20 protein-coding genes and 1 pseudogene are annotated in these 24124 nt (G+C 63.5%); 12 read left to right on the forward strand and 9 right to left on the reverse strand.

The genetic code is table 11. From position 1 onward, the window contains the following. Positions 1-19: 19 nt before the first annotated feature. The 5 genes and pseudogenes from ACCQ01_RS10945 to ACCQ01_RS10965 form a co-directional block, all read right to left on the reverse strand. The gene (locus ACCQ01_RS10945; RefSeq protein ID WP_228434096.1) at positions 20-274 is read right to left on the reverse strand and encodes a hypothetical protein; all 255 of its coding nucleotides are present in this window, start codon (positions 272-274) and stop codon (positions 20-22) included. Next, positions 271-1620 (reverse strand): annotated as a pseudogene (locus ACCQ01_RS10950) (TFIIB-type zinc ribbon-containing protein). Before ACCQ01_RS10950 ends, ACCQ01_RS10945 begins: the two are co-directional and overlap by 4 nt. Positions 1621-1635: 15 nt before the next feature. Beyond that, complete coding sequence (locus tag ACCQ01_RS10955) at positions 1636-2778, reverse strand: SPFH domain-containing protein (RefSeq protein ID WP_115004792.1); 1143 nt, start codon at positions 2776-2778, stop codon at positions 1636-1638. Between the two features lie 198 nt (positions 2779-2976). Continuing rightward, positions 2977-3252, reverse strand: coding sequence for a hypothetical protein (locus ACCQ01_RS10960; protein WP_114998573.1), 276 nt, complete (start codon positions 3250-3252; stop codon positions 2977-2979). Between the two features lie 131 nt (positions 3253-3383). Further along, entirely contained in the window at positions 3384-3809 is a 426-nt protein-coding gene (locus ACCQ01_RS10965) for a YqaA family protein (protein WP_228434097.1), read from the reverse strand. A 291-nt stretch (positions 3810-4100) separates the two neighbouring features. Here ACCQ01_RS10965 and ACCQ01_RS10970 point away from each other — a divergent pair, with 291 nt between their 5' ends. After that, positions 4101-6149 carry a TonB-dependent receptor gene (locus ACCQ01_RS10970; RefSeq protein ID WP_228434098.1) on the forward strand — a complete coding sequence of 683 codons (2049 nt, stop codon included), beginning with the start codon at positions 4101-4103 and terminating at the stop codon, positions 6147-6149. A gap of 51 nt (positions 6150-6200) precedes the next feature. Next, positions 6201-6374: a hypothetical protein gene (locus ACCQ01_RS10975; protein ID WP_162604275.1), complete on the forward strand. Its 174-nt coding sequence runs from the start codon at positions 6201-6203 to the stop codon at positions 6372-6374. A gap of 120 nt (positions 6375-6494) precedes the next feature. On the opposite strand, the gene ACCQ01_RS10980 is transcribed toward ACCQ01_RS10975, so the two are convergent. Further along, positions 6495-8603: a methyl-accepting chemotaxis protein gene (locus tag ACCQ01_RS10980; RefSeq protein WP_228434099.1), complete on the reverse strand. Its 2109-nt coding sequence runs from the start codon at positions 8601-8603 to the stop codon at positions 6495-6497. 350 nt (positions 8604-8953) lie between these two features. Between ACCQ01_RS10980 and ACCQ01_RS10985 the strand changes: the two genes are divergently transcribed. Then, on the forward strand, positions 8954-9262 hold the full coding sequence (locus tag ACCQ01_RS10985; RefSeq protein WP_228434100.1) for a hypothetical protein: 309 nt from the start codon (positions 8954-8956) through the stop codon (positions 9260-9262). A 270-nt stretch (positions 9263-9532) separates the two neighbouring features. Here the strand turns inward: ACCQ01_RS10985 and ACCQ01_RS10990 are convergent, their stop codons facing one another. Further along, positions 9533-10288, reverse strand: a complete 756-nt coding sequence (locus ACCQ01_RS10990; RefSeq protein ID WP_228434101.1) for an SDR family oxidoreductase — start codon at positions 10286-10288, stop codon at positions 9533-9535. A gap of 166 nt (positions 10289-10454) precedes the next feature. On the opposite strand from ACCQ01_RS10990, the gene ACCQ01_RS10995 reads away from it, so the two are divergent. Next, positions 10455-10985, forward strand: a complete 531-nt coding sequence (locus ACCQ01_RS10995) for a TetR/AcrR family transcriptional regulator (protein ID WP_323370343.1) — start codon at positions 10455-10457, stop codon at positions 10983-10985. Between the two features lie 41 nt (positions 10986-11026). On the opposite strand, the gene ACCQ01_RS11000 is transcribed toward ACCQ01_RS10995, so the two are convergent. Continuing rightward, positions 11027-11944 carry a LysR family transcriptional regulator gene (locus ACCQ01_RS11000; RefSeq protein WP_228434102.1) on the reverse strand — a complete coding sequence of 306 codons (918 nt, stop codon included), beginning with the start codon at positions 11942-11944 and terminating at the stop codon, positions 11027-11029. Between the two features lie 153 nt (positions 11945-12097). On the opposite strand from ACCQ01_RS11000, the gene dctA reads away from it, so the two are divergent. Further along, entirely contained in the window at positions 12098-13423 is a 1326-nt protein-coding gene (gene dctA / locus ACCQ01_RS11005; RefSeq protein ID WP_076055259.1) for a C4-dicarboxylate transporter DctA, read from the forward strand. A 23-nt stretch (positions 13424-13446) separates the two neighbouring features. Continuing rightward, positions 13447-14610 carry a mandelate racemase/muconate lactonizing enzyme family protein gene (locus ACCQ01_RS11010; protein ID WP_042596074.1) on the forward strand — a complete coding sequence of 388 codons (1164 nt, stop codon included), beginning with the start codon at positions 13447-13449 and terminating at the stop codon, positions 14608-14610. Positions 14611-14767: 157 nt separating this feature from the next. Here the strand turns inward: ACCQ01_RS11010 and ACCQ01_RS11015 are convergent, their stop codons facing one another. Next, a complete protein-coding gene (locus ACCQ01_RS11015; RefSeq protein ID WP_372358873.1) occupies positions 14768-15340 on the reverse strand; it encodes a TetR/AcrR family transcriptional regulator in 573 nt (190 codons plus the stop codon). A 113-nt stretch (positions 15341-15453) separates the two neighbouring features. On the opposite strand from ACCQ01_RS11015, the gene ACCQ01_RS11020 reads away from it, so the two are divergent. The 6 genes from ACCQ01_RS11020 to ACCQ01_RS11045 all read left to right on the forward strand — a co-directional run bounded on the left by ACCQ01_RS11020 (position 15454) and on the right by ACCQ01_RS11045 (position 23941). Continuing rightward, complete coding sequence (locus tag ACCQ01_RS11020) at positions 15454-16143, forward strand: DUF1349 domain-containing protein (protein ID WP_228434104.1); 690 nt, start codon at positions 15454-15456, stop codon at positions 16141-16143. Positions 16144-16352: 209 nt separating this feature from the next. Continuing rightward, entirely contained in the window at positions 16353-17813 is a 1461-nt protein-coding gene (locus ACCQ01_RS11025) for an SWIM zinc finger family protein (RefSeq protein ID WP_372358874.1), read from the forward strand. Further along, a complete protein-coding gene (locus ACCQ01_RS11030; protein ID WP_372358875.1) occupies positions 17810-19339 on the forward strand; it encodes a DUF5691 domain-containing protein in 1530 nt (509 codons plus the stop codon). The genes ACCQ01_RS11025 and ACCQ01_RS11030 overlap by 4 nt, the downstream gene beginning before the upstream one ends. Before the next feature lie 27 nt (positions 19340-19366). Then, positions 19367-20449 carry an ATP-binding protein gene (locus ACCQ01_RS11035; RefSeq protein WP_103701537.1) on the forward strand — a complete coding sequence of 361 codons (1083 nt, stop codon included), beginning with the start codon at positions 19367-19369 and terminating at the stop codon, positions 20447-20449. Between the two features lie 13 nt (positions 20450-20462). Further along, a complete protein-coding gene (locus tag ACCQ01_RS11040) occupies positions 20463-22763 on the forward strand; it encodes a DUF5682 family protein (RefSeq protein WP_228434106.1) in 2301 nt (766 codons plus the stop codon). Further along, positions 22760-23941: a VWA domain-containing protein gene (locus ACCQ01_RS11045; RefSeq protein ID WP_103701533.1), complete on the forward strand. Its 1182-nt coding sequence runs from the start codon at positions 22760-22762 to the stop codon at positions 23939-23941. The genes ACCQ01_RS11040 and ACCQ01_RS11045 overlap by 4 nt, the downstream gene beginning before the upstream one ends. The last annotated feature ends 183 nt before the right edge of the window (positions 23942-24124 follow it).

A 24124-nucleotide genomic window follows, 5' to 3' on the forward strand; every position in this document is an offset into this window, starting at 1 on the left:
GTCATTCCACGTCAAGGCGTTATTGCGACGTATCGCGCCGCACACGCGTGCGATACGCGGCCACATTGTCGCCATCGATCTGCTTGCGCTGCGTTCCGGTGATGGTGTCGATCTTGATGTCCGAACACGTCACCGGTTTGGCCTCGACCAGCGTCTCTCGCTCGAAGGCATGTGATTGCCCGCTGTTGCGGTAGTACTGATACAAGACCCAGTACAGCGTACTTGCACCGATCGGCCCGGCCAGCAACACCAGCAGCCCTACATTGTCGCTCATGCGATCACCGCCAGAAACCACAGTGCGGCCGCTTCGATCACCGTGCCTGTGACCAGCGCGGCGAGCAGCAGTTTCCACTGCTGCACCGGCACGCTGCCCATGGTTTCACCGGTGCGGCCATTCACTGCGATGTAGTGCAGCAGGCCGCCGTTGCGGCCAGGCTGATGATAGGAATACAGCCAGACCGGCAGGTACATCGACACCCAGCGTGTGCCGTGCACTTAGAGCTGTTCCCGCTCCCAACGCACACCACGGTCGTAGCGGCTGACCGAGCGTTCCACCTGTGCGCGCGCGATCGACAGCAACTGGTCTTCCAGCCGTGGCCGTAGCTGCTCGATATTGCTGTCGCGCCGCTCCGAACTGAAGCCTGACAGATACGAGGCGTTCCACTGCACCGCATTCTTGGTGTCGAACGGCAGGATGGTGTTGATGATGTTGTTGGTCGTGACCCGGCTATCGAGATTGCCGCGCTCGGAAGACGATTCCAGTGGCAGATCGTCCACGGTGAATTCCACCTGCCGTTTCACCGCATAGATGTCGGCGTCGTAATAGGTCTTCTTGTTCTTCTCGGTACCCTGCGTGTACGTGCGCGTGGTGATTTCTCCGACGCCGGCCACGCTGGCGCTCACGTTGCCATCGACGATCATGTAAGGCAGATAGACGCCCACCACGTTCTCCGGGGTGAACTGTTGCTTGAAGGCCTTCAGTGCAAACAGGCGGCGCTTGCCGACGAACTGGCGGATGCGCGCCACCGCGTCCTGCTTGTCGATATGAAAGGGCAGTACGGCATCGGGCACCGCGCCATTGGCCACCTGTTCGTTGACGCCGAATACGTGTCGGCACCAGTGGCATCGCGCGGTCATCGCGCTATCGGTATTGATGGTGACTTCCGCGCCGCAGCCGCTGCATTTGAAGCTCATCAGGTTGTCGGCATCGGCTTGGATGTTGCGCGCACCCGAGGCGATGACCGTCCCGCGCAACTCGGCTAGGCCGGCGCCGAATCCATACGCTTCCTCGACCCGCGCACCATCCCAGGTGTGGCGGCAGTACTGGCACACCAGCAGGTCAGTGCCGAGCTTGGGGCGGATATCGGTGGCGCCGCATTTGGGGCACCGGTTGAGGCCATCCTTTAATTCGGCCGCGGCGGTGTCGATGCCGAGCGGGTCGGGCGCCTGCAGTTCGGCGCGGATCGGCGCGGGCAGGGTGGCCGGGTCGATGGCCATCTGTCCCGGTAAGGGCGGCACGTCCTGCGACGACCCTGGGCCGTGCGCTGCAGGCGGCAGCGGCGGTGGCTGCAACGGTGGCAGCGGCGGTGGCAGCGGCGGCGGAATGCTGGAGCTGGACATGGGCGGGCCTGCGACTTACAAGCCCAACGCCTTGGCCTTGGCGGCGTCGTAATCGCTCTGTGTGATCAGCCCGAGGTCCAGCATTTCCTTGGCCTTCTTCAGCGTCGCCACCGGGTCTTGCGCTGGGGGTGCGGCCGGTTGCTGCAGATTACCGACACCGCCAAGCATGCCGGTCGCCATACCAACGCCAACCAGCCCGGCCGCGCCGCCGTGTTCGCCGGCCGATTGCAGGCCCTGCGCCGCGCTCGCCTGCAGGTTGGCATTGCCGCGCGCGCCGCTGAGCGCATCGGCACGCTGCACGGTCTTGAGCAGTTCGCGCGTGTTGGCGTCGTATTCGATCGACACGATGGCCGTCTTGACGATGGCCAGGCCGCGATCGGACTGCCATTGATACGCCTGTTCCACCGCAGCGGAGAGGCTCTTGGCAAAGCCGAGCGCATCCTGCTGCAGCCGGGTGATGCGATTGCCCTTGGCGGTATCGTTGGTGTACAGGCTGAAGGCCGGCGCAAGCGCGCTCACCACTTCGTTGAACAACTGGCCGGCAGCCGCATTGTCCAGATCGGTGAAGTCGAACACCTGGCCGGGCTGCAAATAGCTGGCCGGCACGAAGTTCTTCACGAACAGGATCGGGTCGACGATCTTCAACGTGTATGAGCCGCGCGTCACCGCGCCGACCTGCGTGCCCAGAAAGCCATCGTCCCAGTAGATCTCCGATTGCGTGCCGAAGCGGTTGTCGGGCAGCTCCTTCAGCGCCACAAAGAAGGCGGCCTGCTGCGTGCCAGGCTGGCCACCGAACTTGAAGCGCTCCCAGCTCTGCCGGATCAGCGGTGACACCAGGCCGTCGCCGGCAAACAGCGATTGCGCGTTGACATCGTCCGAGCGCCACTCGTAACCGCCGGCTTCGGCGATAAACGCGGTGACGGCGCCGTCTTGCATTAGCAGCAGCCCATAGCCCTCTGGGACCACGATCCTGGAGCCATTGCTGATGACGTTGGAAGATGCACCGGTGTTGGCGCCGCGTCCGGCATTACTGCCGCGCGGCACGGCGGCAAACACGGCAGCCGTTGCAGGCAGGCCCGCCGGCACGGTGTAGAAATCTTTCCACTGGTCGGCAAGAACGCCACCAACTGCACCTGCAACCGCCTGCACAAGACCGATGACAACTCCCTGTAATACGCGGCAGGCACGGCGCCCCGCGTGATCGCGGCACTATATCAGCAGCGGGCAGGGCGCCCGGCCGATCAGGCGGCGATGCAGCGGTCGTGACATTGCGCGAGCGCCAAACGAAAAAACCCCGCCGTAGCGGGGTTCTCGTTGGCAGTGCCAGGCTTGCGCCGGCAGGTCAGCGCGACATGCTCAGGGCACGTCGCATTTGAGTTTTCCATCCACGTAATAAGGCTTTGGAACGTCAGGGTTGGTGCTGGTCTTTTCGAAGACCACCTCGAACGACGCCATGTCTGGCGTGCCTTTGCGTCCCTTGCATGCGTCCTGCAGTTTTTGCTTTACCGCGGTAATGCCGGCGTCGCGATTGGCGCCGTCGGCGCTGTTGGTCAGGTTCACAACCTCGGCCGATGCGTGCGCGCTCAGGCCCAACAGTGCTCCCGCCAATACCAACATGTGCAGCTTGTGCATAACGTCTCCTAATGCAGTGTCCGTGAATGCGTTGCACCGCTTGTCCAACGCCGCGCCAGCATAAGGCGGCAGGGTGAAGGCGTTGTGCGGATGGGCCGGCTTGGCGGTTACGCGCGCACGGGCAATACGCGTCAGCGTGAGAGCCCCACAGTGGCCCAGGCCAGCACCGCATAGCGCGTGGTCTTGGCCACAGTGACCAGCATCAGGAACACACTCAGGCGTTCGCGCATGACACCGGCGGCAAGCGTCAGCGGGTCGCCGATGATCGGCATCCAGCTCACTAGCAGCGACCACTTGCCGTACCTGCCGTACCAGGCTTGTGCACGCAGCAAGGCAGACGGCTTGACGGGAAACCAGCGCCGGCCCTGAAAGCGCGTGACCTCGCGCCCGATCCACCAGTTGATCAGCGAGCCGAGCACGTTGCCCGCGCTTGCAGCGGCGACCAGGCCCCACACCGAACCGCCGTCCAGCAGCAACGCCACCAACGCCGCCTCGGACTGTGCCGGCAGCAAGGTGGCTGCAATCAGCGCCAGTGCAAAGAGCGAGAGATAGGTCATGACGCGTGGGGAAGGGCGGGTTACGTAGGTGGTGCTGGTGTATGGATGCTAGCAAGCCGTGCAGGGGAGGCCGGTGCACACGGCAAGGCGTAGCACCTGCGCATACGTGGCACTGATCCGGGGTCTGCAGATGCAGGGCGATACGCGAGTGGCAACGCGCCTTAGCGGCGAGTACGCGGCGCACTTCGGTCATGCGCGGCGCTGCAGGTGTCCAGCGCGCCTGGGCTCCAATCCAATTACGTTATAATATATCTATACAGCAACGGTGCGCAGGTCGAAGGTCGAACGTAGATGAGAATCAAGGTGTTAGTGCCCGCCATGCTGGCGGCGGCGTTTGCAAACGATGCGCGCGCCGAGTCCGACGACTCGGCGGTCACGATGGGCAGTGTGGATGTGCGGCAGGGCGGGCGCGGCCAGCTCGCCGCCAATCGGGTCCTGACCTCGGTGGACGTGCTGGGCGGTGACCAGGTCGAAAACAAGAACGTCATGAACAGCTGGGAGCTGCTCGGGCAAATGCCGGGCATCCAGCTGACCGAAACGCGCCAGGGCACCGAATCCGGCAAGGCCACGTTCCGCGCCTTTAACGGCGAGGGCTACATCAACGGCATCAAGATCCTGATCGACGGTGTGCCCAGCAACGTCAACAGCGGCAATCAGCGCTTCATCGACATGGTGTTCCCGCTGGAGATCGACTACATCGAAGTGGTGCGCGGCACCAACGATCCGCGTTACGGGCTGCACAACATTGGCGGCAACATCAATTTCGGCACCCGCCAGGGTGGCAACTACATCGACGGCCGGCTGACCTATGGCAGCTTCGACACCCGCGAAGCGCAGCTGGCCGTCGGCCGTGAGGCAGACGCGTTCGCACAGAATTACTTCGTGGGCGTTCAGGACTCCAATGGCTACCGCGACCACGACACCTCGCAGAAGTATTCGCTGGGCGGCAAATGGTTTGTTGGCAGCGACGCGGATACCGCAAAGCTTGGCCTGGTCGCGCGCGTGTATCACCATGAAGCCGACGAACCCGGGTTCATGACCGCCGAAGAACTGGCCACCGATCGCACCGCCTCGGCAGCCAAGAACGCCAACGATGGTGCGGACCGCGACATGCGCCATCTCGGCGTGCATCTGGACCTGCGGCTCAGCGACACCCTGCACTTCAACAACAAGCTGTACTACAACAGCTACGAAGAAACCCGGCGCGTGACATTCACCAGTTTTCCCACCGGCAATGCCCCGCGGCAACAGCGCGAATGGGACGAAAAGCAGACCGGCATGCTGAGCACCATCAGCTGGCGGCAGAGCGAGCTGCTGACCCTGGAGGGTGGGGCGAATGTCGAGCACCAAGACAATGGCTACCGCCGCCTGCGCTTCGCCTACAGCGTGCCGACCGACTTCAACGCCCCACCAGCACGCGTGCAGAACGACGACCGCTACACGCTGGAGAACGTCGGCGCCTACGTGCAGGCCGTGCTGACGCCCACCGCGGCGCTGAAGATCGTGCCGGCATTTCGGGTGGACCGCTTCAGCGGCGACACGCGCCTTCCCGGTGGCGTGACCGCACCGTTGCAGCACACCGGATGGATCGAGCAACCCAAGCTCAGCGTGGTGTATTCGTTTAACCCGGGCCTGCATGTCTATGCCAACTGGGGCAAGACCTTCCAGGTGCTCACCGGCTCGACCGCGCCTGCGTATCTCACCGCCGGCCAGGAGACGTTTCGCCCATCGATCAACACCGGGCAGGAAGTGGGCATCAAGTTCACCCCCGCCGCCGGCACCGAGGCGCGGCTGGCCGTCTGGCAACAGGATGCGACTGACGAAGTGGCCAACATGCCGGCCACAGGTACCACGGTAGGCTTGGGTGAAACCCGCCGGCGGGGCGTCGACCTGCAGGTGTCCTCGCACCTCGGCGAGCACTGGGTGCTGTGGGCATCGCATGCGTATCAAGAGGCCAAGGTCATCAGCGCCTTCACCACTGCCGGCGATGCGCTGGCCGGCAATGAAGTCATCGCCACGCCGCGTTACATCAGCAACATCGGCGCGGACTACCGCCCGAACGCGCAGTGGACCTTCGGCGTGCAAGGCCGGATGCAGGGCGATTACTACATCGAAGAGCGCAACACGCAAGGCAAGTTCGGCGGCTTTGCGTTGGTGGACATGAGCGCACGCTACCAGGTGTCCGAACGGATCAGCCTCGACCTGCAGGTGAGGAACCTGTTCGGCCGCGAGTACGCCTACACCTGGTACGACTACTTCTTCTGGGGCGGCAACGATCAACCGATGTTCTCACCGGCACCAGGACGCACCGCGTTCCTGTCGTTCAACGTCAAGCTGTGATCGGCGCGTTTGGCGGTGCCGAGCACCGTCACGCCAAGGCGATCCCCCCTGATGAGCCAGTTGTTCGGCCAGGTGCAGGATGCGATCACCGTGGCCAGTCTGGCGGCTGGCCTGCTGGTGTATGCGCCCTGGTTGATCGGTGTAGCTGCGGCGCACAGCCTGCTCGTGCAGCTGTGTGATTCGGCGTGGGGATCAGTCTCTCAACTTCTTCGGCTGATGCAGTAATCACCAGGCGCCCTTGCCACGCGCGCAATGTCACCGGACGCGACGCGATCTGACTGTCTAATACGCCGTGTTGGCACCGCCCACCGCTGAGGCGGACGGCGGCAACCAGCGCATGTGGCCTCAGTGCAGCGCGGCAACCTTGAACACGTCAACCGCCTGCACCAGCTGCGCGGACTGCTGCTCCAGCGAACGCGCGGCAGCGTTGGCGGCTTCCACCAGGGCGACGTTCTGCTGCGTGGTCTCGTCCATCTGGGTGATGGTCTGGTTCACCTGCTCGATGCCGCTGGCCTGTTCCTGCGACGCTGCGGCGATCTGGCCCATGATGTCGGTGACATGCTGCACGCTGTCCACGATGCCGCCCATCGTGGCGCCTGCCTTGTGCACCAGCACCGCACCGTCCGCCACTTGCTGGACCGAATGCGCGATCAGGGTCTTGATTTCCTTCGCTGCATCCGACGACCGGTGCGAGAGCGTGCGCACCTCCGATGCCACCACCGCAAAACCACGGCCTTGCTCGCCGGCGCGTGCGGCTTCCACGGCAGCATTCAAGGCCAGGATGTTGGTCTGGAACGCAATCCCATCGATGACAGACACGATGTCTGCGATCCGCCTGGATGAGGCTTCAATGCCCGACATCGTCTCCACCACCTGGCTGACCACATCGCGGCCTTCCGACGCCACGGTGGCCGCGCCCAGCGCAAGTGCATTGGCACGGCGGGCATTGTCGGCGTTCTGCTTGACGGTGGAGGTCAGCTCTTCCATCGACGCTGCGGTCTCTTCGAGGTTGGCGGCCTGCTGCGCGCTGCGGCTGGCCAGCGCCTGATTGCCGGCGGTGATGTCCTCGGCGGCGAAACCGATGTTGTTGGAACTCTCCTGGATGCCGGCAACGATTTCGGTGAGCCGCGCCACGGTGCTGTTGGCATCGTCGCGCATCAGGGCGAACACGCCCTGGAAGTTGCCGTGCATGCGAACCGTCAGGTCACCCTGGGCAATGGCGCGCAGCAGTGCCGAGAACCTGGACAGGGTGGTGTCGGAGGTCGACATCATGGTGTTGAGGTTGTCCACCATGCGCGCAAATGCATGCTCGAATCGGTCGGCCTGACCGCGGCGGCTGAAGTTGCCCGCACAAGCGGCCTCGGTGAGATCCTGGATCTGCACATTGATCGCATGCAGGTTCTGCTTGGCCTGCGACATCGTGGCGGTGATGGCAGCCTTCTCGCCAGGATACTGCTCGATGTCTTGCGCAAGATCACCAACCGCGTAGCGCCCCATGACCTCGGTCATGCGCAGCTGCGTGCGCACATGCGCATCGACCAGCGCATTGGTGTCCTGCACCATGTGCCCGTAGTCGCCGGGAAACCGCTCCGCATCGGTGCGATAGCTGATCGCGCCTGCGTCGTGGCGCGCGGCCATTTCGCGCTGGGCGGAAATCACGGCCTGCAGGCGCGCCTGCATCTGTTGCATCGCACGCAGCAACTGGCCGGATTCGTCCGCGCCTGCCGCCACATCGCGGCTGCTCAGATCGCCCGCGCTGATACGCTCGGCCAGCCCAAGCGCTTGACGCAGTGGCAACACCACGCTGCGCGTCAGCAGCAAGGCAATGGCCGCGCCCAGCAGCAGGGCAGCGATGGTCGACACCACCATGAGCATGGCGAAGCCGCGCGCCGTGGCAACGGCTTCTTCGGCCGCCTCACGGTTCTTGGATTCCTGCAGGTCGATGAAGGCATTGATGCTGGCAAGCCAGTCGATGAAGGCCGGGCGCGCCTGCTTCAACAGGTCTTCTTCCGCATGCAGGCGGTCGCCCGCATCGCGCAGCGAGCGCACCTGGGCGATCAGCGGCATGGAGCGCTGCTCGATCGCCTTGATCGACCGCAGGATGTCCTTCTCTTTCTGGTCCGACGAGGTGGCCAGCAATGCATCCAGCGGCTGCGCCGAGCGGGCGTAGTCGGCGGCGAGCTTGTCGATGGCGTGCTCGGCAGCCTGGCGGTCTGCGGTGGTGTCCATCAGCACCACGTCGCGCAGGGCGATGGCACGGTCGTGCACACTGCCGCGGAAGTTGATCGCGTAGCGTTGCTTGACGCTGTTGACGTCATTGATTTGCGTCAGCCGTTGGTCAATTGCGCGTACGCGCTGGATGCCCACCACCGTGAGCATCACCATCAGCACGATCAACGCCAGAAAGCCGAGCGCGAGGCGCTGGCCGATCCGCAGGTTTGAGAAGAAGGACATAGGTTCGATCGAATGCGAGGAGGGCCCATGCCATGCACAGGAGGCGGAACAGAATCGTTGTCCGCCCGACGGGGCGCACCGGGTTAGCGAACTCGACCAGTCCATTAGCGGCGATGGCGGTCTTGGCTGAACCCACCGCCCAATCGCGTTTAGTTCTCGTTTGCTTTGGCAGCGGCCGGGCGAGCCTGCGGTGATAGCTCCCGGCTGCCGGCGGCGATTCGTTACGCACCAGCCAGCAGCGTCGCTTCGCTGAAGCGCGCGGCGTAGCTCAGCCACAGGCCCCAGGTAGGCGCCAGTTGCCCGGGGCGTGGCTCACGGCGCCGCGACGCCGCAATTGTGATGATGGCCGGATGAACAGTGGGAACCAGATCACACCACGCACCGTCAGCATCGGCCCGATGGGACCTGCCGACGCGGGCCAGGAAGTCACCGTCCACCTCTCGGCAGCGCCGGGCCCACGTTGGCAAGCCTGCTTCAATTTTCTCTTGCAGGGGCGCGATGTACCGCTGCTGCGCGATCACGTGATGTTTGACGGCGCCTCCTTCAGCGGCTGGGCGCTGCCGGGGAGGGCGGAAGCGTTCCGCGAGGAATTGCCGCGGTTGCTGGCGTCCACCGGTGCGCTTGCGCACGCGCAAGGACTTAAAGACGCGGCGCGTTGATCGCAAACCGCATGTGACTGGCAATGGAGCGCCACGCAGCGCCCCGTTCGCCTAATACCAGCCTAAGTAAAGCAACCTCACCCGAGGCTAGCGAGCAAGGGTGCACGCGCACCGGCCCAGAGGGCAGGGTCAATGCGAGTTGGCTACGCGTGACTGGAGCGCGGGACCTCCATGAGCAGGTGCGGCGCGGGTGCGCAAAACGCCGAGCCCGGCACGAACCCGGGCTCCACGCTGTCACGACAACGAGCGATCAACTGCAGGCGTAGCGGCTCAGTCCAGCGTCTTCACTGCCGACAACATCCCCAGCATTTCATCGTATTTGCCATTGGCCTGTGCATACCGCAGATACTTGGCACGTTCCACGATGATTTCGTTCGGCGTGGTGTCTGCGTGCAACAGCGCCAGCGCTTCGTCCAGGAACTCGTCCAGCGGCATGGCGTGTTCGTCATTGCCTTGGCCGAACAGCTTGGTGCGCACGCCAGGCGGTGCCAATTCGATCACCTGCACCGAGGTCTCGGCCAATTGCACGCGCAAGCTTTCGGTGAACGAATGCACCGCGGCTTTGGTGGCGCTGTAGGTCATCGCAATCGGGAAGGGGACGAAGGCCAACGCCGAGCTGACGTTGATGAGGACGCTGTCCGTGTTCCTGACCAGCTGCGGCAGGAACGCATAACTCATGCGGATCGTGCCAAGCAGGTTGATGGCCACTGCGTCTTCGGCCGCCTTCAACGATGCGGGCGTGAGCACGTTGTCGGCCGGCATGATGCCGGCGTTGTTGATGACGACATTCAACGCAGGGTAACGCTCGGCCACCAGCTGGCTGGCCTTGACGATGGCCTCTGCGTCGGCCACGTCGAGCTCGATTGCTTCCAGCCCAGGATGTTCGGCCGTGATCTGCTCCAGCAGCGCCTTCTGGCGGCCCGACACGATGACGGTGTTGCCCGCTTGCTGGAGCCGCAGCGCCAGGCCCAGGCCGATCCCGGAGGTGGCGCCAGTGATGAGAATCGTATTGCCGGTGGTCTTCACGGATATCTCCTGATACGGATAGGTTAGAATCGAAACGGACAGTCATCCGCTTACCGCCAGACAGTGGCGGACAACTGTCCGTTTGTCAACGCATATTTGAACAAGGAGCGACGTGGAGAAGCCGAAGCGGTCCGATGCAGTGCAGAACCGGGAGCGCATCCTGTCCGTGGCGCTGGCCGAACTGGTGCGCGCAGCCGATGTTCCCTTGAGTGCAATTGCCAAGAAGGCTGGCGTGGGGCAGGGCACGTTCTATCGCCATTTCCCGACCCGCGAAGCGCTGGTCATCGAGGTCTACCGGCACGAGATGTTGCAGGTCACCGGGGCGGCCGCGCAGTTGCTCAAGACATTGCCGCCGGAGCGGGCACTGCGCGAGTGGATGAACCGCCTGGCCGAATACGCCATCACCAAGGCCGGCCTGGCCGGCGCGCTGCGCGAGTTTGCGAACGTGAAAGAGCGTGCCGGCAACGAAGGCTACGCACCGGTGATAGCCGCGGCGCAAATGCTGCTCGATGCCAATGAGGCCGCCGGCACGATCCGGCCGGGCGTCACCGCCGACAAGTTCTTTTTGGCGACTGCCGGCATCTGGCAAATCGATGTGACCGAAGACTGGCAGCCAAGACTGAACTGGCTGATGGACACGGTCATGGACGGTTTGTGCGCAGGCGCGCCAGCACGGGCTGCCGCCAAAGCACGCTGATCTTGCAGCGTGCTTGCAGTACGCACGCCGCGCGAGCTCGGCTAGCTCTTCAGCTTGCCCTGCTTGAGCTTTTCCCACATGTCTTCGGCCTGCCGCGATAACGGCCCGGTGTGCCGGATCAGGCAGATGTCCATGGCGATATCCCAGTCCGCCTGTAGCGGCGCAGCGTGCACCAGCCGCCCCTGATCGAGGTCGTCGGTCACCAGCGTGCGCGGCAGCCAGGCAATGCCGCCTCCCGCGCGGCACATGGCCAGCAAGGTTGCGGCAAGGTCGGAGGTGAGCGCGGGCGTCAGGCGCGCTTCGAGCGCGTTGAATGCCGGATGCCCCGCAAGAATGCGGCCCAGGCCGGAATCTGCGCTGTAAGACAGCAGTGGCAGCGCATCGCTTGACTCAAGCGGCCAACGTGGGCGTGCATCGTCGCTGCCCATGGGCGCACTGAAAGGCTGCAGCACGTCGCTTCCGATCACCACTTGCTCGAACTGGCCAGGGTCCAGCCCCAGCTGCAGACGCGGGTGACGGTGGCACAGCATGAATTGCGCTGCGCCCTGCAGCATCAGTTTTTCGCAGGCGCGCAACGTATCGGAGATCAGCTGGAACGCGCCGATGCCGGTGTTCGATTCAATGCGCCGGACAAAGGACGGAAAGAACGTGAACGACAGGACGTGCGTTGCAAGGAAGGCCAGCGCCGGCGTGTGCCGCCCGGCCACCTCCAATGCTTCTTGCCGGGCCGCATACAGTGCGGCGGTAAGCCCGGAGGCCTTGCGGATGAATGCCTCGCCAGCCGGCGTCAACACCACTTCCTTGCGTGAGCGAAGAAACAGCGGCGTGCCCAACCACTCTTCGAGGGCATGAATGCGCCGGCTGAAGGCGGGCTGCGTGACGAAGCGGCGCTTGGCGGCGCGCGAAAAATTCAGCGTGTCAGCCAACGCCACGCAGTCTTCGAGCCAGGTCAATTCCATGATGCCGATTGTGCATCAAGCGCCAAAAAAAGGCATTGGCCGCACCCGGCAACGCGCTCTTACTCTCTGACGCAGGCTTGCAGCACGTCACTCAGCACGTGCCGCGGCAAACGAGATTCTTGATGCGTGGCATGTCGACGGGAGCGGGCGATCATGCAGAAACAAACAGGTCTTACCGGGTTGCTGCGACAACTCTATGTACAGGTGTTGATTGCCATCGTGATTGGCGGGCTGGTGGGCTATTTCTGGCCGCATGTGGGTGTTGTGCTGCAGCCGGTCGCGGAAGGCTTCATCAAACTGATCAAGATGCTGCTGGCGCCGATCATCTTCGGCACTGTTGTGGTCGGGATCGCCAAGATGGGCAGCGTCAGGGAGGTTGGCAAGACCGGCCTCAAGGCGCTGATCTATTTCGAGGTTGTCTCCACATTGGCGCTTGCGATCGGCCTGGTGGTGGTGAACCTCATCAAGCCGGGCGAGGGCATGAACATCGATGCCGGCACCATCGACAGCAGCGCCGTTGGGCAGTATGTGGCGCGTGCAAAAGATGATGCAGGGATGGTGGAGTTCATACTGAACATCATCCCCACCACGCTGGTGGATGCCTTTGCAAAAGGCAACATGCTGCAGGTGATCCTGGTGTCGGTGTTGTTTGCCATCGGCCTGCTGCAGCTGGGCGAGCGGGGCAAGCCCTTGGTCGATCTCATCGATAACGGGCTGCAGGCGCTGTTCCGGATGATCAACATGGTGATGCGTCTGGCGCCGTTGGGCGCAGGTGCCGGCATTGCCTTCACGATTGGCAAGTACGGCCTGGCAACCTTGTGGTCGCTCGGGCACCTGATGCTTGCCGTATATGTGACCTCGGCGCTGTTCGTCTTTATCGTGTTGGGCGCCATCGCACGCTGGGCGGGTTTTCCGCTGCTGCAGCTGCTGCGCTTCATCAAGGACGAAATCCTCGTCACCTTCGGCACCTGCTCCACCGAAGCGGTGTTGCCGCGCATGATGATGAAGCTTGAACTTGCCGGGGTGCGTAAATCCACCGTCGGCCTGGTGCTGCCGACCGGCTACACCTTCAATGCCGACGGGACCTGCATCTACCTGACCATGGCGGCGATCTTTGTCGCGCAGGCCACCAACACACCGCTGCCGATCTACCAGCAGATTGCACTGCTCGGGGTGTTGTTGCTCACCTCCAAAGGCTCTGCCGGTGTTGCCGGCGCAGGCTTTGTTGCGTTGGCGGCAACGCTGTCCACCATCGATACCGTGCCGGTTGCCGGGCTGGTGCTGTTGCTCGGTGTGGACCGTTTCATGAACGAGGCGAGAGCGGTGGTCAACCTCATCGGCAACAGCGTCGCCACGCTGGCGATTGCGAAGTGGGACGGCGCACTCGACCTCGCGCAGACCCAGGACATCATCCGCCGACAAAAGAACGGCGAGCCGCTGCCCACCGCAGCGCCGTCCACAGATGCATCACTGACTTGAATCCACCACAAGGAGCCTCTCCCATGCGCATCATCGATGTTGTCGAAGTGACCAAGCCGATCGCCTCGCCGATCCGTAACGCCTATATCGACTTTTCCAAGATGACCGCGAGTCTGGTCGCGGTGGTCACCGACCAGGTCCGCGACGGTCGCCGGGTTGTCGGGTACGGCTTCAACTCCAACGGACGTTACGGCCAGGGCGGATTGATCCGCGAGCGCTTCCGCGACCGCATCCTCGAGGCGGACGGTGCCTCGCTGTGCAACGACGCGGGCGACAACCTGGATCCTTCCAAGATCTGGAAGGCGATGATGTCCAACGAAAAGCCCGGCGGGCACGGTGAGCGCTCGGTGGCGGTGGGTACGCTGGACATGGCCATCTGGGATGCCACCGCCAAGATCGCCGGCATGCCGCTGTTTCGGTACCTTGCGCAGATGAAGGGCAGGGAGGCCAACCCGCGCGTCTTCGTCTATGCCGCCGGCGGCTACTACTACCCGGGCAAAGACAACAGCGCCTTGCGCAAGGAAATGCGCGGCTATCTGGATCGCGGCTACAACGTGGTCAAGATGAAGATCGGTGGCGCGTCCATCGACGAGGATCGCGCCCGCATCGAGTCCGTGCTGGAAGAAATCGGCAGCCAGGCACGCTTGGCCGTCGATGCCAATGGCCGCTTCGATCTGGAGACCGGGATTGCCTATGCCAAGATGCTGCGGGATTACCCCTTATTCTGGTACGAAGAAGTCGGCGACCCGCTCGACTATGCGCTGCAGGCTGCATTGAGCGAGTTTTATCCCGGCCCGATGGCTACCGGCGAAAACTTGTTCTCGCATCAGGACGCACGCAACTTGCTGCGCTATGGTGGCATGCGCCCGGACCGTGATTACCTGCAGTTCGACTGCGCACTCTCGTACGGGCTGGTCGAATACCTGCGCACGCTCGACGTGCTGCATCAGTTCGGCTGGTCTCCGTCTCGCTGCATTCCGCATGGTGGTCACCAGATGTCGCTCAACATCGCGGCAGGCCTGGGGCTGGGCGGCAATGAAAGCTATCCGGATCTGTTCCAGCCCTATGGCGGCTTCCCGGATGGAGTACAGGTGCAGGATGGCCACATCGTGATGCCGGAACTGCCGGGCATTGGTTTCGAGGGCAAGTCGGATCTGATCAAGGTGATGCGCGAGCTTGCCGAGTAATGCTGCCGAGTGATTTGCCGGTACTCGGTGAGTCGCGAGCAGGTCATATGCAGGGCTGACTCAGCGAGGTCGGCGCAAAGGCTCCGGCACAGTTGCCGGAGCGCGTGGCAGCGTCATGACGTGCAGCGAGCAGCGCCTGACGCTGCACCACGGCGGTTTATAGCGCAGCCAACGCCTCCACCGCGGCGCGTACGCTCTTCCTGTTCGTGCGCACTACCGAGCGGTGAATGGTGGCGCCCTCAATAAAGGCATCGATGGCAGCCGAGGCCGCCTTGGAGAAATGCTGCTCCAGCGCGGCTCGGCTCCTGGCCATCCACTGCTCCATGATCGCGGTCATCTCCGGATGCCTGCGGGCAAACGCGTAGAGCTCATAACTCAGCAACAGCAACCGCGCAGACGCGGTGCCATCGCCGAAGATGATGTTCACCACCGCATCGCACGCTTGCTCGCGTGTTGTTGCAGCACTCACTTCCGCGGCGAAGTCATCGGACACCTCGAGCGAGAAGCGGGTGAATGCAGCAATCAGCAATTCCTGCATCGATGCGAAGTAATACGACGTCGCGGCAAGCGGCACACCGGCTTCTTCGGCAACCTTGCGAAACGTGGTGCCGGCAACGCCGTGCTCCAGCACGACGCGCAACGCGGCCTGCTCGATGCTCTGTTTTCGGTTGGGGTCTTGACGCCAGGTTCTGCCGCTCATGCACGCGTGGGTTCGATGGAAGCACGTCATGGTAATGCAGCGTTTGACATCGAAATAGTACGGATGTACAAATTCGCAACCCGCCGTCCCGGTGCCGTGCTGGCCTCGGTGAGGGCAGCACCATACGAGCCAGGAGCAAGCGCATGCGCGATGACAACGAGAGGAACGTGGACCATGGCCGCCGCGCGACGCTGGGCGGCATCGCTGCCGGCAGCGTGGTCCTGGCGACCGGCGCGAATGCGCAGGCCCGTGGGGTCTGGGAGACTGGCACCTGGCTCAACCCGCCCAAGGTGCACCGCGTCCTGCCCGGTGACGTGCTCGACGTGGTCACCGACAAGGGCACCGACTTCTGGCGCGAAACCCATTATGGCTTCACGCGCGATAGCGGCCATTTTCTCGGGATCAAGGCGCCATCGCGCTTCACCTGTCAGCTCAGGATCCGCGGCAAGTTCGAGCAGCTCTACGACCAGGCCGGCATCATGGTGCGGTTCAACGAACGGCAATGGGTGAAGGCCGGAATCGAGCTCAGCGACGGCCGCGCCATGCTGAGCAGCGTGCTGACCGATGGCACCTCCGACTGGGCCACCGGGCCCTACGAAGCCGACGCGTCCGACTTCTGGATGCGCGCAACCGTCGACAAGGGCGTGCTCCGCTTACAGGTCTCGCGCGACGGCACGTACTGGCCGCTAGTCAGGCTCTGCCCGTTCCCGGTCGCCGACTCCTACCTCGTGGGCCCGATGACCTGCACCCCGGAACGCGAAGGGCTGCGTGTCCAGTTTTCCGACTGGACGCTTGGCCCCGTGCTGGGGAAGGATCTGCACGATCTGTCTTGAAAACCGGTGGTTCCCTAGCAAGCGCCTTGGTCTGAGTCGTCCTTCGGAGCAGACGACGCTCTGCCAGTTCTTATCTCTTACATATGCTGCGGGTGCGCGACGGCGCACGCAGTCACGGAGCTGATTAGGAGCAGGGCAACCGAGAGTGAAGTCGGTCCTAGCGCATGAACCGCAGGGGCTGGGCCGGAACGTAGCCCGCCCAACTGCAATTGCTTGCAGCGTTCCTTCCAACGCATCGGCGCTCACCGAAGGCAGCGCGTCCCTCGAAGCGGCAACAAGCGAACGCTTGGTTATCAGCCAACCTCGGCTATCATTGCCGCGGATCTGATGTGAGTACGGATATGGAAGTGCGACTCACGCGCGAGCAGGTGCTCGCGCTTGCGCCTGATGCATCGTCTAGCAAAGCAGCTGGTGGCTTGGCCACGGACGCAAAATGGGGTCTGCTCGGCGTCGACGCCGATGCCCTGTGGGGCGAATGCCAGGGAAGTGGCTCCAAGCCCTACCAGACGCAGGTGGACCTGTCCGCGCTGGTCAGTCGCTGCTCGTGCCCAAGCCGCAAATTTCCCTGCAAACATGGCCTGGCGCTGCTGATGCTCTACGCCGCAGGCAACCCGCGCTGCATAGCAGGTGTGCGCCCGGCCTGGGTGGAGGAATGGATGCAGGGGCGCCGTGATCGTGCTGTCCGCAAGGAAGTCGCGGCGAGCGCGGCACCGCCCGATCCGCAAGTGCAGGCAGGGACAGCCGCCAAACGCGAGCACACACGTTGGTCGCGCATGGAAGCCGGCGCGGCAGAACTGCAACGTTGGATCGCGGACACCTTCCGCCAGGGGCTTGCCAACCTAGGCGAAGGCTTTGAGCAGGACGCGCGACGCATGATGGCACGCATGGTGGATGCACAAGCACCCGGCTTGGCCAACCGGCTGGAACACGCGCTGGGCGAGGGCGGGCGCGATCTTAGCCAGCTGGCCGAATTGGGCGAGCGTCTTGGGCTGTTGCAATTGCTCACGCAGGCGGTTCCCCGCATGGAAACATTCAATCCAGCGCGTCGGGCAGACCTGCGCGCTGCGCTGGGTTGGCCGATCGAGCGCGACGTGGTGCTACGCGAAGGCGAGGCCGTGCGCGATCAGTGGCATGTGCAGGGCCAACAGATCATTGAGCAGCCAGGCAATTTGGTGGAGCGCCGCGTCTGGCTGCACGGTCTGCAGAGCGCCCGTGCCGCGCTACTGCAGGACTATAGCCACGGCGGGCGTGGTTGGGATCAGCAGTGGCGCAACGGCCATGTCTATGCGGGGACGCTGCATTTCCACATGGGGACGGTGCCCTTGCGCGCAGTGATGGGTGAGGTGGATGCGGTAAGCGCTGCAGGCACCTCGCTACCTCGCGAAGATTCGCTCGATGCAGCTGCGCTCGCACTCGCAGCGAATCCCTGGCTGCCGCTCGTACCCATGCGCTTGGCGCAGGCACATGTGGCGCATGATGGCCACGCCGCTTGGGTACGACACGCAGAAGGCACACTGCCATTGCAGCTTTCATTGATGCAGGGGTGGGCGCTACTGGCGTTTGCCGGTGGCCACCCGTTGTGCGTGGTAGGCGAATGGGATGGCCAGACGCTGCTGCCGCTGACCGCCTGGAATGGGCAGGGAGAATGCTGGGAAAGGGGAGCAGCATGAGTCCGATATGGTTAAAGCCTGCATTACTGGGCATCGACTGCCCACAGGTCGTTCCTGCCGAAGGCGCGCTCGGCGACGTCCTCGCCGCAGTCGCCAAGCACGAGGATGCAGCACTGGCTTATAGCGTGCAGGTGGGCGTCGTGGCTGCCTCCAGACGTGCGGCCCTGCGCATGGCCGCACCGGTGGCTCTGCCGCCACCCGCGGAGAATGATCCTCAGGCACTTCCGGCAGATCACGCCTGGGCACCCCTATTGAAGCGGCTATTTAGCGGCACCCAACCACCGCCCTGGATGAGGCGCGCACGTTACGAAGCCTGCCTGCAACTGGGAGCACACAACCAGTATCTGCCAGTGGCAGTGTTGCCGTTGGCGCTGGACGCCGGGGCACGTGTGAACCCGCTGCGCGCCTTTCTGCGCCCGGTGCTGGGCATCCGTGGCCGCTGGTTGGCTGCCTGCAATCCGGATTGGAACTACGCGGTAGAAGTAGGGGATCATGGACAGGCTGCACCTGCGAATCTAGAACAGGTGTGGGACGAAGGCACATTCGATGCACGGCTGCACCTGTTTCGACAGCTACGAACCCATAACGCCGCGGCCGCAAATGCGCGCTTGCAGTGTGCGCTCAAGGACTTCTCTGCGCGCGAGCGGGTCGAGGTCATTGCCGCATTGCAGCCGCAGCTGAGCGATGCCGATGGCCCGTTGTTGCAAACACTGCTGAAGGATCGCAGCCGTGAGGTACGCATGCTGGTGGGGCCGATGCTTGCCGCACTGCCGTTCACCGTGCACGCGCAATATATAAATGCGCAGATGCGCACGCTGCTGCAGCAGCAACCCGCCGGCCTGCTGCGCCGCATGGCCTGGAAACTGGATGCGCCAGCGGTAGCTGATGCCGGCTGGGCCGACGCCGCCATCGACAGCAAGCGTCCCGGCAGCGACATGCTGGGCGAGCGCGCCTGGTGGCTTTACCAGATTGCGCGTCAACTCCCACTGGGCTGGTGGTGCCAGACCTTGGAAAAAACACCGACGCAGGTGCTGGCCTGGGCACGCAGCACGGACTGGTACGACGCGCTGCTGCGTGCATGGCTGGAACGTGTGGACGCCAGCGAACCCGAATGGGTACAAGCAATGATTGATGTGGAACAGCGACAGCTGCGCCTGGGTGAGTTGCTGGCCATGCTTCCACCCGCGCAGCGCGAGCAGCACTGGCCCGCCAGCATCGCAGAGCTGCAACAAACGTCCCTGCTTGCTGAAGTGCTCGGTAGTACCAGCCCTGGCCAGACCCTGAGCGCCGCATACTCACAGCGGCTGGCTGCGGATTTGGGTGCGCGGTTCGGTGATGAGTCGTTGCGCTACGACTACGTTCAACGTGATCTGGTGCTGGAATTGCTTGCCGTCCTTCATCCCTCCGCACTACCGCATGTGCAGATTGCCGACGCGGCGCCAAATGCCACGGAGGCCATGCTCGACTGCGTACAGCAGGCGCACGACGTTGTGACGCTGCGCCAGGCGCTGCATTCCACTTTCTGATCATTCCGCCCTTTGACTGGAGCACGTATGAGTAACGCTGTCCTGCGTCAGCACGCCGAACATCAATATGCCGAGGAACTGGAAGAACTACGCCGCCAGGACACCCGGCAGCGCCCAGCCAATTGGATCCTGTCGCCGTGGGCGGTGGTGACCTATCTGCTGGGAGGCACCCTTGAAAACGGATTCGTGGTCAGCCCCAAGTACATTGGCGATCGGCGCCTGATGGAGGTGGCTGTCGCCACCATCGCCACCGACCGCGCATTGCTGCTATTCGGCGTGCCGGGTACGGCGAAGTCGTGGGTCTCCGAGCACATGACCGCAGCGATCAGTGGTGATTCCACCCTGCTGGTGCAAGGCACCGCCGGCACCAGCGAAGAGCAGATCCGCTACGGTTGGAACTACGCACAATTGCTCGCCAATGGCCCGAGCGAGAAAGCATTGGTGCCCAGCCCGCTGATGAATGCCATGCGCCTGGGCAAGATTGCGCGTATCGAAGAACTCACGCGCATTCCGGCGGATGTGCAAGATGCGCTCATCACCGTGCTCTCCGAAAAGACACTGCCGATCCCTGAGCTGGGCAGCGAAGTGCAGGCCGTGCGTGGCTTCAGCGTGATTGCCACGGCCAACAACCGCGACAAGGGCGTCAACGAACTGTCCAGTGCACTCAAACGCCGATTCAATACCGTGATTCTGCCGGTGCCATCCAGCGAGGAAGACGAAGTCGCCATCGTGCTCAAGCGTGTCGCCGAGATGGGCGTGGCGCTGGATCTTCCTGCTGAACCGCCGGCGCTGCAGGAAGTCGCGCGTGTAGTGCGTATTTTCCGCGAGCTGCGCAATGGTGTGACCGAAGACGGCAAGGCGAAGTTGAAAAGCCCCACAGCGACGCTTTCCACCGCAGAGGCCATTTCGGTGATCAACAATGGCATGGCTTTGGCGGGACATTTCGGCGACGGTGTGTTGCGTCCAGGCGACATGGCAGCCGGAATGATCGGCGCCATTGTCAAAGACCCGGTACAGGATGCGCTGGTGTGGAAGGAGTATCTGGAGACCGTGGTAAAGGAGCGCGACGACTGGAAAGACCTGTACCGCGCGTTCCGCGAACAAGCCTGAGCAGGCTGCACCTATGACGGAAAGCATCTCCCTGTTCGGCATTCGCCACCACGGCCCCGGCTGTGCGCGCAGCCTGTTGGCTGCCCTTGAGACACTCCAGCCAGACTGTGTGTTGATCGAGGGGCCGGCGGGCACGGAGGCGCTGTTATCGCACGTGCTGGAAGAGGGCATGCAGCCGCCGGTCGCATTGCTGTCCTACAGTGTGGACGATCCACAGCTGGCAGTCTTCCATCCGTATGCGATGTACTCGCCGGAATGGCAGGCCATGCGCTGGGCGCTGCGTCATGGCACCACTCTGCGCTTTATGGATGTGCCCCCTGCATTAACGCTGGAATGGCAGTCACAGGCCCGCGCGAGCCGTCAGACGCCGGCGAGGGAAGAGCACGTTCAGTTGCAGCACCAAGTGGATGTTGAACCTGCCGCCGAAGAAGCCAGCGACGTACGTCCGGCCGATCCACTGGATTGGCTTGCGCGAGCGGCCGGCCACGCCGATGGCGAGTCCTGGTGGAATCACATGGTGGAGGAACGGGGAGACGGACAAGATCTGTTCGCTGCTATCGCCGAGGCAATGACGGCCGTGCGCGAGCACACACCGGACTATCCCGGAGTACGTGGTGAGCACGAAGCCATGCGTGAAGCGCATATGCGTAGCGTGGTACGCAGCGCAGGCAATGAATTCGCCCGCGTTGCCGTGGTGTGCGGTGCGTGGCACGTGCCGGCGCTTCAGCCGGGGGCGTTGCGCGCCAATAGTGCTGCCGCAGACAACCGCCTGCTCAAAGGCATGCCCAGGCGCAAGACCCAGAGCACCTGGGTGCCATGGACCTACCGTCATCTCAGTGTCGAAAGCGGCTACGGTGCCGGCGTGGAGGCACCTGGCTGGTACGACCATCTGTGGCGCAACGCCGGTGCTCGCAATCAGCGCACCGTGGGCTGGTACGCGCGCGTGGGGCGAATGCTGCGCGAACATGGGTTGGATTGCTCCTCGGCCCACCTCATCGAGGCCACACGCCTGGCCGACACGCTGGCGGCATTTCGCGGCCATCCCGCGCCCGGCCTGGAAGACATTGCCGAAGCAAGCCGCGCAGTGATTTGCAATGGTGATGACGCGCCCATGCGGCTTATCCGCGAGCACCTCATGGTGGGCGACGCACTGGGCCAAGTGCCCGCCAGCGTGCCCGTCGTGCCACTGCAGCGCGACCTGGAGGCACATCAGAAACGCCTGCGTCTGAAACCTGAGGCACTGGAAAAGACGCTTGATCTGGACCTGCGCAAAGAAAACGACCTGGCACGTAGCCACCTGCTGCATCGCCTGCGCTTGATTGGCATTGAATGGGGAAGGCTGGCGCGTACCGGACATTCGGCACGTGGCACCTTCCACGAAATCTGGCAGTTGGCGTGGCAGCCGCACTTTCAGATGGATCTGGTGGAAGCCAGCCGCCACGGACAAACCCTGCTGGACGCTGCGTCTAGCATGGCTTTGGTGCAGGCGCGCAGTACCAAGGCGCTGTCAGATCTTTCCGCATTAGTGGATCAGGTATTGCTTGCGGATCTGCCGCAGGCAGTGCATGCGCTTACCGCTGAACTGGAAGCCCGCGCAGCAACAGATGCGGACCCGCTGGCACTACTCGGCGCGCTGCCACCACTGGCCAACATTCTCCGCTACGGAAATGTTCGCCAGACGGAGGGCATGCATGTAGTGCACTTGTTCGACAGCATGCTGGAACGCGCGGCGATCGGCCTGAAACTCGCGCTCGTCAGCCTGGACGAAGCCCGCGCCGAACATGCCCGCACCGTGGTGCTGGATGCTGACCGCGCCATCGGCCTACGTAGTGACACAAGCTGCAGCGGCACATGGCAGCACGCATTGCAACGTATTGCGCTGTCGCCAGCGTGTAGCGCACTACTGCGTGGGGTTGCATTGCGATTGTTGTTTGACACCACTGCCGTGCAGACCGACACAGTGCACACACAGTTGCAACAGCAGCTCTCGCAAGGCGCCGAGCCGCTGCAAGCCGCGCAGTGGCTGGATGGCTTTCTCAACCGCAATGCCACCGTGTTGCTGCACGACGATGCGGTTTGGCAGATGATCGACGGCTGGGTGATCGGACTGGACGAGGTGCAGCTGGTTCGGGTGCTGCCATTGGTACGGCGTACCTTTGCGGCCTTCGAGAACGCCGACCGCCGTGCTCTGGGCGTGCGGGTCAAGCAGGCCCCGGCAGAGGACACGGTTGCCGTCGCGGCACCGGACTGGAACGTGGCCCGCGCCGAGCGCGCGTTGCCGATGCTGCGTGAACTGTTGGGGTTGCCCGCATGACCGAGAACACCGATGCAATGGATGCTCCTATCTCGCGCGAACAGCGCTGGCGTCTGATCCTGGGGCAGGAGGCCGATCGCAGCTGCGGTGCGCTGCCCAAGCAGTTGCAGGGTATCGACCAGGCCCTTGCCGCGCTGTACGAACCGGATGGCGTCGGCGGCCTGGGCCGCCGCGGCGGACGCGGGGCGTCATCTCCGAATGTGGCTCGCTGGCTGGGGGACATCCGGCAATACTTCCCGTCATCGGTGGTGCAGGTGATGCAGCGTGACGCACTGCAGCGGCTGGACCTCACCCAAATGCTGCTGGAAAAGGAAATGCTGGAGCAGGTGCAGCCAGACGTGCATATGGTCGCCAGCCTGATCGGACTAAGTCGGGTGATCCCTGCACAGACCAAGGACACCGCGCGTGTGGTCGTCCGCCAGGTGGTGGACAACCTGCTGCGCCAACTTGAAGAGCCCATGCGCTCTGCCGTGACCGGTGCGCTGGATCGCGCCCGCCGCAATCGCCGCCCGCGCCTGGCCGAAATCGACTGGCACCGCACCATTCGCAGCAACTTGCGCCATTGGCAGCCGGAATTGCGCACCGTGGTGCCGCAGGAACTGGTGGGCTATGGCCGCAAGGCGAAAAAGCCTCAGCGGGAAGTTTTGCTATGTATCGACCAGAGCGGTTCGATGGCGGCCTCGGTGGTGTATTCGAGCATCTTCGGCGCAGTGATGGCTTCGTTGCCGGCAGTGGCCACACGCCTGGTGGTATTCGACACCGAAGTCGTGGACATGAGCGAACAGTTGGACGACCCGGTGGACCTGTTGTTCGGGGTGCAACTGGGGGGAGGCACTGATATTCACCGCGCGGTGAGCTACTGCCAGAGCATCATTCGCGAACCCCACAACGCCATTCTGGTATTGATCTCCGATCTTTATGAGGGAGGTGTCGAGAACAACCTGCTGGCCCGCGCACGCGAGTTGCTGGAAGCCGGCGTACAGTTCATCGTGCTGCTGGCGCTCAGCGACGAAGGCACGCCGTCTTACGATCGCGCACTTGCCGGGAAGCTGGCGGCATTAGGCGTGCCGTCGTTTGCCTGCACGCCGGACGCGTTTCCCGGTTTGATGGCGGCCGCCATCCGCCGTGACGATATCAATCTATGGGCCGGCGGGCAGGGTCTGCTGACAACGCGATGAAGTGTGCACATGGTGTGGAAAGCACAGTGTAGTAGCGAGCAAGCTGCGGCGACGCCTGTGCTGATGTTCCAGCGGTGCTCATAGCCCGCCAGCGCGATGGCCTGTGAGTCAGGCGCGAAGCGGTTACTGACGAATGCTTTGAGTGCAGGCGTGCTCGCCACCCGCATGGCGGCCCGTGGGAGT

It is taken from the genome of Xanthomonas sp. NCPPB 4037 (genome assembly GCF_041475695.2).
In the GTDB taxonomy this organism is placed as follows: domain Bacteria; phylum Pseudomonadota; class Gammaproteobacteria; order Xanthomonadales; family Xanthomonadaceae; genus Xanthomonas; species Xanthomonas campestris.